Annotated in this window: 15 protein-coding genes; 12 read left to right on the plus strand and 3 right to left on the minus strand. The window is 66.3% G+C overall.

The features are described from left to right. The first annotated feature begins 33 nt into the window (after nt 1–33). Nucleotides 34–252 carry a hypothetical protein gene (locus tag J2X36_RS10605; protein WP_310349336.1) on the plus strand — a complete coding sequence of 73 codons (219 nt, stop codon included), beginning with the start codon at nt 34–36 and terminating at the stop codon, nt 250–252. A gap of 43 nt (nt 253–295) precedes the next feature. On the opposite strand, the gene J2X36_RS10610 is transcribed toward J2X36_RS10605, so the two are convergent. The 3 genes from J2X36_RS10610 to J2X36_RS10620 form a co-directional block, all read right to left on the minus strand. Next, nucleotides 296–775 (minus strand): hypothetical protein, encoded by a 480-nt coding sequence (locus J2X36_RS10610; RefSeq protein ID WP_310349339.1) that lies wholly within the window; start codon nt 773–775, stop codon nt 296–298. Next, nucleotides 775–1218: a hypothetical protein gene (locus tag J2X36_RS10615; protein WP_310349341.1), complete on the minus strand. Its 444-nt coding sequence runs from the start codon at nt 1216–1218 to the stop codon at nt 775–777. Before J2X36_RS10615 ends, J2X36_RS10610 begins: the two co-directional genes overlap by 1 nt. Nucleotides 1219–1659: 441 nt before the next feature. Beyond that, the gene (locus J2X36_RS10620; protein ID WP_310349344.1) at nt 1660–2436 is read right to left on the minus strand and encodes a helix-turn-helix domain-containing protein; all 777 of its coding nucleotides are present in this window, start codon (nt 2434–2436) and stop codon (nt 1660–1662) included. 82 nt (nt 2437–2518) lie between these two features. Here J2X36_RS10620 and J2X36_RS10625 point away from each other — a divergent pair, with 82 nt between their 5' ends. From J2X36_RS10625 to J2X36_RS10675, 11 genes are all read left to right on the plus strand, one after another. Continuing rightward, nucleotides 2519–2734 (plus strand): Cro/CI family transcriptional regulator, encoded by a 216-nt coding sequence (locus J2X36_RS10625; protein WP_310349346.1) that lies wholly within the window; start codon nt 2519–2521, stop codon nt 2732–2734. 348 nt (nt 2735–3082) lie between these two features. Further along, nucleotides 3083–3403 carry a hypothetical protein gene (locus J2X36_RS10630; RefSeq protein ID WP_310349349.1) on the plus strand — a complete coding sequence of 107 codons (321 nt, stop codon included), beginning with the start codon at nt 3083–3085 and terminating at the stop codon, nt 3401–3403. A 112-nt stretch (nt 3404–3515) separates the two neighbouring features. Continuing rightward, entirely contained in the window at nt 3516–3959 is a 444-nt protein-coding gene (locus tag J2X36_RS10635) for a RusA family crossover junction endodeoxyribonuclease (protein ID WP_310349352.1), read from the plus strand. Between the two features lie 115 nt (nt 3960–4074). Continuing rightward, nucleotides 4075–4878 (plus strand): ATP-binding protein, encoded by an 804-nt coding sequence (locus tag J2X36_RS10640; RefSeq protein WP_310349355.1) that lies wholly within the window; start codon nt 4075–4077, stop codon nt 4876–4878. A 6-nt stretch (nt 4879–4884) separates the two neighbouring features. After that, nucleotides 4885–5409 carry a DUF669 domain-containing protein gene (locus J2X36_RS10645; RefSeq protein ID WP_310349357.1) on the plus strand — a complete coding sequence of 175 codons (525 nt, stop codon included), beginning with the start codon at nt 4885–4887 and terminating at the stop codon, nt 5407–5409. Between the two features lie 126 nt (nt 5410–5535). Continuing rightward, a complete protein-coding gene (locus tag J2X36_RS10650; protein WP_310349361.1) occupies nt 5536–6498 on the plus strand; it encodes an oxidoreductase in 963 nt (320 codons plus the stop codon). Beyond that, the gene (locus J2X36_RS10655) at nt 6495–6659 is read left to right on the plus strand and encodes a hypothetical protein (protein WP_310349364.1); all 165 of its coding nucleotides are present in this window, start codon (nt 6495–6497) and stop codon (nt 6657–6659) included. The genes J2X36_RS10650 and J2X36_RS10655 overlap by 4 nt, the downstream gene beginning before the upstream one ends. Next, a complete protein-coding gene (locus J2X36_RS10660; protein WP_310349367.1) occupies nt 6656–8599 on the plus strand; it encodes a DEAD/DEAH box helicase family protein in 1944 nt (647 codons plus the stop codon). The genes J2X36_RS10655 and J2X36_RS10660 overlap by 4 nt, the downstream gene beginning before the upstream one ends. Next, on the plus strand, nt 8596–8961 hold the full coding sequence (locus J2X36_RS10665) for a DUF6511 domain-containing protein (RefSeq protein WP_310349370.1): 366 nt from the start codon (nt 8596–8598) through the stop codon (nt 8959–8961). Before J2X36_RS10660 ends, J2X36_RS10665 begins: the two co-directional genes overlap by 4 nt. A 1-nt stretch (nt 8962) precedes the next feature. After that, nucleotides 8963–11335 carry a DUF3987 domain-containing protein gene (locus tag J2X36_RS10670; protein WP_310349373.1) on the plus strand — a complete coding sequence of 791 codons (2373 nt, stop codon included), beginning with the start codon at nt 8963–8965 and terminating at the stop codon, nt 11333–11335. 237 nt (nt 11336–11572) lie between these two features. Continuing rightward, the gene (locus J2X36_RS10675; protein ID WP_310349376.1) at nt 11573–12337 is read left to right on the plus strand and encodes a hypothetical protein; all 765 of its coding nucleotides are present in this window, start codon (nt 11573–11575) and stop codon (nt 12335–12337) included. Nucleotides 12338–13008: the final 671 nt, after the last annotated feature.

The raw sequence follows: 13008 nt of genomic DNA on the forward strand, positions 1-13008 counted from the left end.
GCGTCAGCTACCATCCCGACCAGAAGAAGAACGATGGTGATCGGGATGGAAATGAAGCAGCGCGAGCTGGAGGCACGCCTCATCGCGATCGAATACGCCCTGGAAAACATCGTGAAATGCCTCAGCGCTCCAGGCGCACTCGATCGTGAGAAGGTTATCAGGCTTCTGCGGGAGGCGACGAAGGATGCGCGAGCCGCAGCTTCGAACTCGGGAGTGCCTACCGCGCTGGATGAGCTCTCCAGGCGCCTCTGAGCCAGCCTCTCGCCCCCGCCCCCGGCGCTGTGCTTGGCGGGGGTCATGCGGCGGCTTCCTGATCTGGCCCTTCGCATTCAGCCGTGACGATCTCCTGCGATCTTGAACCAGCCGCTCTGATGCAAGCGAACCCCCGCCAGCACGCCCGGTTGAATCCACGACGGCTTACAGCGGAACGACGCGGAACGACCATGCCCGAGACTTCGAATGGCTCTCCAACTCCAGAGCAATGGGCAGCTGCAGACCTCGTGGCAGGGATGGTAGCGCCATGGGCCTTCTCGGCGGCGACCGCTGCGGCCCACGCGCTGGAGACGGACGTGCCTTCGATCTCGCGAGGCTCGACCAGCATGGCAAGGATCGCCTGAGCCACTTTCAGGGCGGCCAGCATCTCGTCTCGAGACACGAAGGGCGCGGAGCTCGGCGCGCGGGCCGCTTGGCTCTGCCGGATCAGGTCGCTCGGCGGGACCGAGAAGTCGGGGATCGCCGCGAAGGCGTTGTCGGAGATGCGGAAGGGCGGGGACATCAGGCGGCCTTCACCATGAGAGGCGCCAGATCGGCGGCGATCGCCTCGCGCTCCGCGAAGCTGCCGGCGAGGCGATGGATGTGCACCTCGGTGATGCCGGCGCGGCGCGCCACAGCCATGAAGCCGGTAGCCACCATCTCGCAGCTCACCTCGGCAACGAACTCCACCTCGGCGATCATGTCGCCGTTCCGGCGCACCGCGACCGCAACGCAGCTGTCGAAGTCGTCGACCCGCAGCGTCTTCAGCGAGTGCACGCCCACGACGTAGCGGCGACCGGAGCGCCCGCGCCAGGCGCTGAGCTGCAGCACGAACGGACCGCGGTGTACGGAAGAGGTGCGCAAACGCTCCTCACGGACCTCGGGCAGGGCGGATCGATCGGCCTTCAGGTCGCGTAGCGCGGCCTGCCAGTCGAGAGGGTGAACACAGGACATGCGGGGCTCCATCGCGGCAGCGGCGATAGAGCTAATTTAAGCATCACTTACATTTATCCGCAAGAGCTACTTTGCAAGGTTCGCTTGCCATGGCGCGATCGGCGCTCCGTAAGCAATCTGTGGATGCCTGTGGATTGCGAAAATGCTGCTGGACAGAGTGCCGTGCTCCGTCCGATCACTACCTTTCTGAGAACAAATGGGGAACAGAATGAGCGGACAACGCTTGGACGGGTTCGATGATCTGACCGCTCTAGGCGTGGAGTGCGAGAACTGTGGGCGACGCCGACGCTTGAACCGAACCCAGATCACTAGGCTGATCGGAAAAGGCGTCGGCACGGTCGAGCAGCTGGGAAGAAAGCTGCGGTGCAAGGTGTGCGCTGAGCAAGGCCGCATCAGTCGCAACGTAACCATCACGCCCTACTACCGTTGCGATGAAGCAGGTGCAGTCGCGGCTTACGAGAGGCCTAGCGCTTCCTCATAGGGAATGACCCTATATATTTTCCGCACTTCATCCCGCTCAAATTCTAGAGTGCCGGGTGGGTTGAACTGCTCAACGATATACTTGCTGGGAGTTCTTGCCTTCAACCGCTTGAGGAATGCCTTGCCGGGCACTCCATCCTCCATCGGATGAAGTTCGATAATGACATCATCGCCAATTGCTGGAGGCCGGTGAGGCGTGACATACACAAGAGCATTCTCGCGCCATGCTGGATACATGCTGTCGTTAGAGACATAGATTGCGAAGATGCCGCGCGCGTTTGCGAGTCCTGCTGGGCGCACAGTCCTGTCTGTCTCTTGGCCATTCAATTGGAAGTCGGCATCTTCGCCACCGACTGCGGTTCCCAGCACCGGAATATCTCTGGTGAGAATATTGAGGGACTCGAACGCGGGGGCTTCCGGCGCGAGGCGAACGTTTTCATCGGCTCCGGCAGCGATGAATGCGTCACCGTTCCCTGTTTCCAATGCCAATACTGCCGCGATGTTCACCTTATTTTCTGATGGATCAACGCCAGTCTTTTCGATGTAATATTCGCGGAACGGAGGATTAGAAATAACCAACTCATAACTTTGAGCCAGTCTCAGAAAATTATCCAGATCTGGCTTTGTGCCGCCGCTCTCCCATTGCGAGACGGCTGAGCTGCTGATCTTCAGCCTGCGCGCGACCTCGGCCTTTCTCAGGCCTTTCGCCTCTCGCGCTCCCTTGAGCGCATCACCTAATTTCGTAGCCATACAAGTACGATAAGCTCGCCTTACAGAAACGCAAGCAAAGCCGCGCTTGCACTCACCGCTAAGAGATGCTTAAAGTCGGCGCATGTGCGAAGCGGCTCTTAAATCTGCGATTGAAAAAGCGGGCGGCCCGGCTGCCCTCGGTCGCACGCTCGGCATCTCATCAGCCGCGATCAGTCAGTGGAATGTCTGCCCGCCCCTGCGTGTCTTGGCCGTAGAGGCGGCCTCGGGGGTGTCACGCAGCGAGCTTCGTCCGGACCTCTACCCGCGGGAAGAGGTCAAGGCCGACGAGGCCGCCTAATGCGCGGCGTCTGGCTAGGTCTCCTCATCATCCTGCCGCTCTACGGCGCCGCCCTCGCGTGGGTGGTCTGGTCATGAGCGGCCTCATCGTTTCGCGCATCTGCGCGTCCGTTGCCCGAGTGGGCGCTTTCTTCCTCGACTTGCCGGCTGCCCTGCCAGGGGCGGCCGGCCCTTCCTTCGCGCGCGCTCGCTCTCGCTGCCAGGGTCTGCGGCGCGTCTGCCTCATCTCGCTGTCCAAAAGGTCCGCCGCGTGACCACATCCGCGCTCTCTGCTCCCCTGCTGTCCCCAACCTCGATGCTCAAAGCATCGGAGGTTCGAGTGGGACATTCACACCGGCGCGCGAGTCATTTGACTCCCGCGAGCCAGACAGTTGTCGCGGAGCGGATCATCGCCTTCCTGCGCCAGTCGCACCCACTGAAGACGGCCGACAACGTGTCCGCCGAGACCGGCATCCCGGCCGGTACCGTGCAGAAGTGGCTCGATCGCGGGTCCGCACCCAGCGCCTTCGCCGTCTTCCGGCTGATGGGAGCCTACGGGCCAGAATTCGCTTCCGCCGTCTTCACCTCGGCTCCGGCTTGGCTCGACCGCGCCGTGCGCGAGGAGCGTGCCGCGCAGCTGAAGGCCGAGATCGCCGCTCTCGAAGCCAAGCTGGAGGGCGTGCGCGCATGAGCGGCTTCTGGCGGATTTTCTGCGCTGGCTGCGCAGCCTTCTTCCGACGCCTCGGCCTAGTGCTAGGGCGCTGGTGCGACGGCGTCGCCGACTGGTTCGAGGAGCAGGCGCGATGAGCCTGCACGCTCTAGTCGTCACGCTACCCTATCCGCCGAGTGCCAATCGCATGTGGCGGCACGTCGGCAAGAAGGTGCTGCGCTCGGCCGAGTACGAGCGGTGGCGCTCTGTCTGCGCGCAGATCATTGGCCTCGAAACACGCGGCCAGGGGCTCGCTGGCGCCTACGCCATGACGCTCAGCATCGGTCGGCCAGACCGCCGTCGCCGCGACATCGACAACCTCATCAAGCCGGTCGGCGACGTGCTCGTCCTGGCCGGCGCGGTTGCCGATGACTGCGACTGCCAGCGCGTCGAGGCCGCCTGGGCGCCGGACGTGAGCGGCGTGCGCGTCAGACTGCTCGAGACCAATCGAATTCCGCCTTCCACGACCGCGGCGCGGTCGGGATGCGCCGGCGACGGGAGCGACGCTTCGGCGTCGTCTCCCGAGCTGGCCGCTTAGCAACGCCGAGGGGCACCCGGGGCACCGCCGACGGGCGGTCAGGTCGCCATTCCCTGTCTTGTTCCGGGTGCCCCCGGGCCTTCCCAAGACATGGCGACCGCACAGGAGAGAACGAATGGCTATTTCCTGGGATCAACTCACGCAGAAGAAGAGGCCGCGACCACCGGTCATCCTGCTCTACGGGCCCGAGAAAGCCGGCAAGACGACTCTCGCCTCGGAATTTCCGAACCCGGTCTATCTGCAGACCGAAGAGGGCGACGGCATTCTCGACATCGCGAGCATGGGCAAGATCGAGAGCTTCGGCGAGCTCATGGATGCGATCGGCATGCTCTACGAGCGCGAGCACGAGTTCGGCACCGTGGTGCTCGACAGCGTGACCGCTGCGCAAGCGCTGGTCTGGGCCGAGACCGGCGAGCGCGGCGACGACAAGGGCAACAAAAAGAAGCGCATCGAGGATTTCGGCTACGGCAAGGGCTACGTCTACGCCCTAGTCGTCTGGCAGGAAGTGCTCGACGGGCTCAACGCCCTTCGGCGCGACCGCGGCATGACGGTCATTCTGATCGCGCACTCCAAGATCGAGCGCTTCGACGATCCCGAGACGGTCGGCTACTCGCGCTACGAGATCGACCTGCACGACAAGGCGCGCGATTTTTTGAAGCGGGAGGCCGACGTCGTCCTGCTGCTCAAGCCCGACGTGACGGTGAAGTCGGAGGATGCCGGCTTCAACAAGACCCGGGCGATCGGGCAGGGCGGCCGCTCTGTCTGGATGCATGCCACCTCGCGCCCGGCCTACGCCGCCGGCAATCGCTACGGCCTGCCCGAGAAGACGCTCTACGAGCCCGGCAAGGGCTTCGCCGAGCTCGCGCCCTTCTTCCCCCATCTCGCGACGGCCGACGCCGCTCGCATCGCTACGGAGTGATGAGTCATGGCACATCTCGGAGAGAGCATCGACGTCGACAACATCGTCCCGGAGCGCGGCGACTTCGAGGCGCTGCCGGCCGGCCCGTACATGGTCCAGATCACGGACAGCGACGTGGCCGAGACGAAGGCCGGCACCGGGCTGATTCTGAAGCTCACCATGGAGGTGATGGACGGGCCGTTCGCCAACCGGAAGCTGTGGACGAACCTCAACTTCCGGAACCCGAATGCGACCGCTCAGCGCATCGCGCAGGAGCAGATCAAGCAGATCTGCGACGCGGTCGGCTTCCAGGGCCAGCTGACCGACAGCGAGGTGCTGCACTTTCGGCCGATGCGGGTGCAGCTCGTGGTCAAGCGTGACGAGCAGTATGGCGATCGCAACGAGGTGAAGAAGTACTCGGCACTGAACGGCAGCGCTCCCCCGGCCAACAAGCCGCAACCTCAGCCCGCGGCACAGAAGCCGGCTTCGAGCGCCGCGCAGCGACCTGCGTCCGGCGGCCAGACCCGGCCATGGGGCAACCGCGCCGCCTGACGTAGCCGGGCGGCCGGCCCCGGTTTGCCCTCCTGAACCGGCCGCCCTTCCTCCCCGCCCGATTCACATCGCACGGAGCCCGTGTTCGATGAACGCTACCGCCTTGCCTGACAAGGGAGCCGCCTGATGGCCGCGCTCCCACCACCCCTTTCTCAAACCGCGCTCGCCATCGACGCTGCGTTCGTCGCGGCCGCGCGCGATGGCGACAGCGCCGGCGTGCCGATGTCCGGCGTCGCCAACGAGTGTCAGCGCGCCCTCTGGTACGCATTCCGGTGGTGCGCGCCGCTGGAGGCGCCGACCGGCAAGCGCCAGCGCATCTTCGAAACCGGCAACATCTACGAGGGCCGGCTGCTCGACATGCTTCGCATGATCGGGTGCGAGGTGCGCGAGATCGACGAGACGACGGGCCAGCAGCTGCGCGTCGAGCTCGCCGGCGGGCACCTCCGCGGCAAGGTCGACGGACGCGTGACTGGTCTGCCGGAGGCGCCCGTCGCCGAGCACGTTGTCGAAGCCAAGAGCATGAACGAACGGGCGTTCAAGGCTCTGACGAAGGCGGGCTCGGTGCGAGAGGCGAAGCCGGATCACTTCGCCCAGCTGCAACTCTACCTGCACGGAACCGGCCTGCGCCGTGGCCTCTATCTCGCGGCCTGCAAGAACGACGACGAGATCTACGTCGAGCGGGTCGAGTACGACCCGGCTTTCTGCCTGGCGCTCGTCGACCGGATCGAGCGGATCGTGGCATCGCCGGCCCCGCCGCCTCGCCTGCACGACGACCCGACGAGCAAGGCGGCCTTCGCCTGCCAGTGGTGCCCGGCGCGCGCGCTCTGCCACGAAGGCACGTTCCCGCGGCAGAACTGCCGCACCTGCATCGAGAGCGAGCCGCAGGACGGTCCCAAATGGACCTGCGCCCTGCACGCCCGGACGCTCTCCTATAGCGAACAGCAGGCAGGCTGTCCCGACCATCGCTTCGTCCCGGCGGTCGTGCCGGGCGAGCAGACCGACGCCGACCCACAGCGCCGCACCGTCACCTACCGCATGCCGGACGGCTCGGCATGGGTCGACGGTGAGAGCGCGGGGAGGGCGGCATGACGCGTCCTGCCGATCCCACGCTCACGGCGCTCTACGAGAACGCCCTGCGCGACATCGCGGAGATCCTGGCCGACGCCACCGAGGAGGTGGCGCTCGCCGCCCTGCAGATCGCGGCCGACGCACTCACGCACGCGCTCGACGAGATGGAGGCGCGGGGATGATCCAGCCGCGCGCCTACCAACTGGAGACGATTCAAGCGCTGCTCGACTATTGGCGAGACGGCGGCGGCAACCCGCTCGTCGACCTCGCCACCGGCACGGGCAAGTCCGTCTGCATCGCCGGGCTCATCGACGAGGTCTTGGCCGAGTACCCCGACATGCGGGTGCTGTCGCTCGTGCACACCCGCGAGCTCGTCGAGCAGAACGTGAAGGCGCTTCTGAGGGTGAGGCCCGGCGCCGGCATCGGCATCAACGCGGCCGGCCTGGGGCGCCGGGATCGGCATCAGAAGATCCTGTTCGCGTCGATCCAGTCCGTCTACCGCGAGGACGGCTACTCGCTCGGGCCGCGCGATCTCGTCCTGATCGACGAGGCGCACCTGCTGCCGAAGAAGGGCGAGGGCATGTACCGGCAGCTGATCGACAGGCTGCGCGAGCGCGTGCCGGATCTACGCGTGGCCGGCTTCACCGCCACCCCCTACCGGCTCGATTCCGGGCGGCTGGACGAGGGCGAGGGCCGCATCTTCGAGCGCATCGTCTACAGCTACGGCATCGGCGACGCCGTGGCCGACGGTTGGCTCGCCCCGCTCGTCTCCAAGAAGACACTGACCGGCATGGATGTATCGGGCGTGGCCCGGCGCGGCGGCGAGTTCGTCGAGGCGGATCTGCAGCGGGCCGTTGATCGCGACGACGTCACGGATGGCGCCTGCGACGAGATTGTCGCGATGGGCGAGGGACGGCGGTCCTGGCTCGCCTTCTGCTCCGGCGTCGACCACGCCTTCAACGTGCGGGACGCCCTGCGCCGCCGTGGGGTCGCCTGCGAAACCGTCACGGGCGAGACGCCGACCGCGGAGCGCGACCGGATCATTCAGTCGTTCCGGGAAGGCCGCATTCGGTGTCTGACCAACGCGATGGTGCTGACCACCGGCTTCGACGTGGTGGGCGTCGATCTGATCGCGATGCTGCGTCCGACCCTGTCAACCGGGCTCTACATCCAGAAGTGCGGGCGAGGCACGCGGCCAGTCTACCCGTCCGGGTTCGATCCGAACTCGGCGACGGCCGAGGAGCGGGTCGCCGCGATCGCAGCCTCGTCAAAGCCGAACTGCCTCGTGCTCGACTTCGCGGGCAACGTGCTGCGGCACGGCCCGGTCGACGCCATCGCGCCGCCGTCGGAGCCGGGCGCTCGCCGCGCGGCAAAGCCTGTCGAGGTTGCGGTGAAGCCCGATACCGTGCGTGCCAAGGCCTGTCCGAACTGCAGCACCCTCATCGACCTGCATGCATTCGCCTGCACGGCTCCCGGCTGCGGCCACGAGTGGGAGCGCCCCAAGCCGCAGCACGAGGCCATGGCCGATGCCGAGAGCGTCGTCATGGCCGGCGTGCGCAGCGCAGGCCCTGCCTTCAAGGACCCTTGGATCAAGGTCACTGCGGTCGAGTTCGCCCGGCACACGAAGCGGAACGATCCGAGCGCGCCGCCCACGCTCCGGGTCGACTACACCTGCGGCTTCACGGGCCAATCGGAGTGGGTCTGCTTCGAGCACGCCGGGCCGGCGCGGGCCAAGGCCGAGAAGTGGTGGCGCGACATGCGCGGTCGCATGCCCGTGCCGCGCACCGTCGCCGAAGCCCTTGAGCGCTGCGAGGCCGGGGAGACGGCGCGACCCAGCGACATCGTCACGAAGAAGGACGGTCAGTACGTCCGCGTGGTCGGGCGCCGGTTCGCGGCCGACGAGCTGGAGCGCGTGCGCGCCTACGTCGTCGTTCCGGTCGAGGCGCGCGAGAACGTGGAGTGGTGGCGGGTGCTCGGCCTCGACCCCTTCGCGCACGCGGATGAGGTGAAGACCGCCTTCCGACGGCTGGCCCGCGAGCATCATCCAGACACCGGCGGCTCGCATGCCGCCATGGCGAACATCAACCGTGCCTACCAGCAGGGGCTGGAGGCGACACGATGAATGCGGTCTCGCGCATCAAGGGCGACCGAGAGCCCGTCATCTGCGGGGTCTGCCGCCGCCGCGCGATCGGACTCGGGTGGGCCGGACGGCAGGGTCATCCCGTGATGTGGCTCTGCGACAGCCCGGTGTGCGGGACGTTAGCGAGGAGCGTGTACGAGATGCCCAAGGTAGCCCTGGACCGGTTCGAGCAGGCCGCGCGCGACGAGGCCGGCGACATGGCCGGCGCCTACCTCGAGAGCATCGGCAAGACCGATCTGGCGAGGCTGACCGAGGAAGAGTGGAAGACCTTCCTCCATCAAGTACTCGTCGGGTTCGAGGCGAGCCTGCGCCGCAGGTTCCTCGAAAACGCCGCCCCGTTCTGAGATGCCGACATCTGGCCCATACGCCTCGATCGGCGCCAAGCTCGTCGAGCAGGGCTACGCCGCGATTCCGATCATCCCGGGCACGAAGCGACCCGGCGTGCCGAACGGACTGGGCGGCTGGATCGGCATGGACGACTGGCAGGCTCGGTTTCGCGGGCGCCTCCCGATCGAGACCGAAATCGACCGCTGGTCGGGCAGCGACGGCGGCGTCTGCGTCGTACTCGGGCCGCCGTCCCGCGGCGTGGTGAGCGCCGACATCGACACCGACGAGCCGGCGATTCGCGCTGCGATCCTCTCCGTTCTGCCCGAGACCATGGTGGGCAAGGCCGGCCAGAAGGGCGAGACCCTGTTCTACCGGGGCAGCGACAGCTTCCCGTCGCGCGCCTTCAACGTGCCAGGCCCGGACGGCAGGCCGGTGCGCGTGCTCGATCTGCTCGGCCCCGGCAAGCAGACGGTGCTGCCACCGACCCTGCACCCGGACACCGGCCAGCCCTACCGCTGGACCCGGCCGGAGACGCTGGACGGCGTCGCGCCCGAGGATCTGCCTTGGATCGAGGACGACATCGGCGAGCGCATCGCCGAGGCGCTCAAGCCCTTCGGCTACGCGCCGGAGCCGGAACGTCCGGCCCGCCGCGAGGTGGCGGAGCACGGCGACGAGGCCCCGCACCGACGCCTCAACAACCTCGCCATGGGTCATCTCGGCGCCTGGGTGCCGGATCTCGGGCTCTACAAGCTGCGGCGCTCGCGCGACGGGTACAGAGCCGTGGCCTCCTGGCGCCCGTCCCAGCGCGGGCGACCGCTGGAGAAGCGCAGCCCGAACCTGAAGATCCATCCGGACGGCATCCGGGACTTCCACGACGGCGACCGCGCCTACACGCCGCTCGACCTCGTGATGTGCGCGCGCGACTGCGATCTCGATGCCGCCTTCGAGTGGCTGGCGGGCCGGGTCGGGTTCGGCGAGACCGTCGCTCTCGATCTGCAGCCCCGCCCGGTCGAGATGCGCGAGGGCGTCCTGATCGACGCAGAGACCGGCGAGGTGCTGCAGGATGCAGTTGCGGAGGAGCGCGGCGACGCGCGCGACTTCCTGCGCGAGCACCTGCAGGTGCCCGGTCTCGTCGGCGAGATCGCGGACTGGATCGAGGCGACCTCGCCGAAGCCGATCCGGCTGTTCGCCGTGGCGGCCGCGCTCGTGACGGTCGGCACTCTGGTCGGCCGGCGCGCCTACTGCGGCACGCCGCGCTCCGGCGCGCACCTCTACGTCATGACGATCGCGGGCACCGGCGCCGGCAAGGAACGGCCGCAGGAGGCCGTGCGCCAGATCCTTGACGCGGCCTCGAGCCATCGCCTGCACACCGGTGCCGCGGCTTCCGCCTCATCACTCGCGCTGCGGCTCGCCGAGCGGCCCGTGCAGGTCCAGGTGGTCGACGAGGTCGACAAGATCCTGCGCCGCTCCGGCAGCCGCATGGCGAACGCGCAGGAGGCCGAGCTCGTGCAGGACTACTGCACACTCTGGGGCCGCGGCATGGGCACGTTCATGCCGAACGCCACCACGACGCGGGGCGATCTCCTCGTGCACCGGCCCTGCCTGTCGCTCTACGGCGCCACGACCTTCGTCTCGTTCTACGAGCACATGAAGGCCAGGATGCTGGCCAACGGCTTCCTGAATCGCTTCCTCGTGCTGCCCCGGTACGAGCGCGTGGCGGTGCAGGAGCACGTCGCGCCGGAGGAGAACATCCCAGGCCACATCGTGGCTTCGGCCAAGCGCCTGTTCGAGTTCCAGGACGCGCCGCCCGCGGGCGTCGACCCACGCCGACACATCGCGCCGACCGCCACGCTGATGGACCCGACCCGGCCGCCGCCCATGGTCGTGCTGGAGATGACGCCGGGCGCCCAGGCGATCTACGACGCCTGCCGGGTACGAGACGAGGCCATGCTGGCGAGGGCCGACGCGGATCCCCTCTTCGAAGCCTGGAGCCGTGCCGCCGAACTGACGAAGCGCGTGGCGCTCGTCGTGGCGTGCGGCCGCTACGCGGACATCGGGCTCGCCGGGGCGGTGGTGGAGGAGGTCGACATGGCCTTCGCGCGCCGGCTCGTCGACTGGTCGCTCGACCAGTTCATGACGAGCTTGCGAGAGAACCTCGCCGAGAACGAGCACCAAGCCGGGCTGAAGCTGGTCCTGCGCTTCGTCGCCGGGGTAGGGCGCCCGGTGACGCGATCCGAGATCTACCGGCGAGTCGACGGCAAGCTCGACGCGCGGCAACTCGACGGGGTGATGAAGTACCTCGTCACCAGTGGCGCTCTGGAGGAACTCGTCGAGAAGACGGGCGGGCGGCCGAAGACGTTCTACCGGGCTGCGGATGGTTCGCGGCGATGATGATCGGAACCGCGCATTCGATGCGCCCGCAGGCACAGCGGCCGAGCTGGTGAGCGCGGCGAGTTGCACGAGCGGGCGTCGGTGTGGCTGATGGCGCAGGGTGAAGCTGATTTGCAACGAAGCCACTCTGCCTGCTAACCACTGCCGCAAAATGACACCCCCGCCTCCCTTTGCCTCCTAGACGGCTCGACTCCACGTAGCGCATGTTTCGCCACCTGACTGAGTGGGTTTGACCCCATGGCCGACAATGAACCCTGGGATGCGCAAACCCTCCAAGTGGTGTGGTTCTCACCCCGCTCTCGCGAGGTGAGCGCAGAGAAGGTCTATCAGGCGCTCACCGGCCGCGAGCCTGACAGCGTTCAAACCAATCGGGCACCTCAGCCAACGAACCCCTTCTTAGGGATCGCGCAAGGCTCCCTGGACCATGCCGACGCCGTTGTGCAGGTGCAGCAGATGCGCGTCGATTTTTTCCTGAACGCGAGGCCGAGAGATACTGCAGATCTACCAACAATAGCCGACACCGGACGGCATCTAGATGAATTGGTAAGCCGCTTCCAGGGTGCGGCAGGTGCTGTGCCAGACGCGGTTCGCTGCGCAGTCGTTTTAACACTAGTAAAACCCACCTCGTCATTGGAGGAGGCCGCCTCCTTAGTCAGTGAGGCGTTGAATATTCCTACAGATTTGCGTAGCGCCACAGATTTAACATTTAGTGCAAATGTCAGAAAGGAATTTGCGAAGGGCGGGCAAAAGATGAATAGGCTGCAGCGTTGGTCCGCAGACGCATACCAGATGCTGAACGTGCAGATTGGCGCGCAGCCGATGGCAATCGCCCCGACCGCAACCACGCTGGAGCAGTTCGGTGCGACGCACTACATAGACGTCAACACGATGCCGGTCAGCCGTCCTATAGAACCCGGGGTCTTGGCGGAGTTGATCGGAGAAATGGGCGCGGAAGCGAAGCGGCTTCGCGGATCGCAGTCCCTTAAGGCGCTGGAGAACTGATATGGCTGCCGGAACGGCCGAGGTCCTGCCACTTTTCAGCGGAGAAATAGAGGCGACTGAGATCTACATGCCTGCCATCGCCGACCAAGCAAATGACGCTACCCAGGCCTTACACCGGTGGATGCGCGCAGCCGCCAGCGGAGTCGCCATTCAGACGCGGCGCCCAAAGCTATTCCGGAAAGATCAGAGCAGCCGCACCAACGCTGAATTCCGAGCCCAGGAGTGGACCGAGGGTTCGTCATACGAAGCTGTGTACTCGACCTTAGCGGCAATGGCAGCCTTACCCGAGGGCGACGAGCTCGCGATTACCGCCGAGGCCGAGCAAGACGCGAGAAGCTTCATTATGCTCCTGGCCCTATATGGGGTCCCTGCTCCTAAACTCATGTCTCATAGCGGCGACACAGTTGTGCTTGGCTGGCGCAAGGACGGATTGCAGCAGTATCTCACTTTGGAGGAGGGTTGCGCCACGTTGCTCAGAGTATTGAGCGCGCCCCGCAGGAAAATGAGCTGCGAGTTAGACCGCTCCAACGATGAACAAATGCTTGGTCTGATCAAGATACTAGAGCGCTTTCCACCTACTCCGGATCGTAACCGGCGGCGGCGAAGTAGTTGGCGCACTCGGCTGGCGTGAAGGCGTCGAGAAGATCGCCGACGGCCGTCCAGAGCCGATC

Source organism: Methylobacterium sp. BE186 (assembly GCF_031457035.1).
GTDB classification, from domain to species: domain Bacteria; phylum Pseudomonadota; class Alphaproteobacteria; order Rhizobiales; family Beijerinckiaceae; genus Methylobacterium; species Methylobacterium segetis.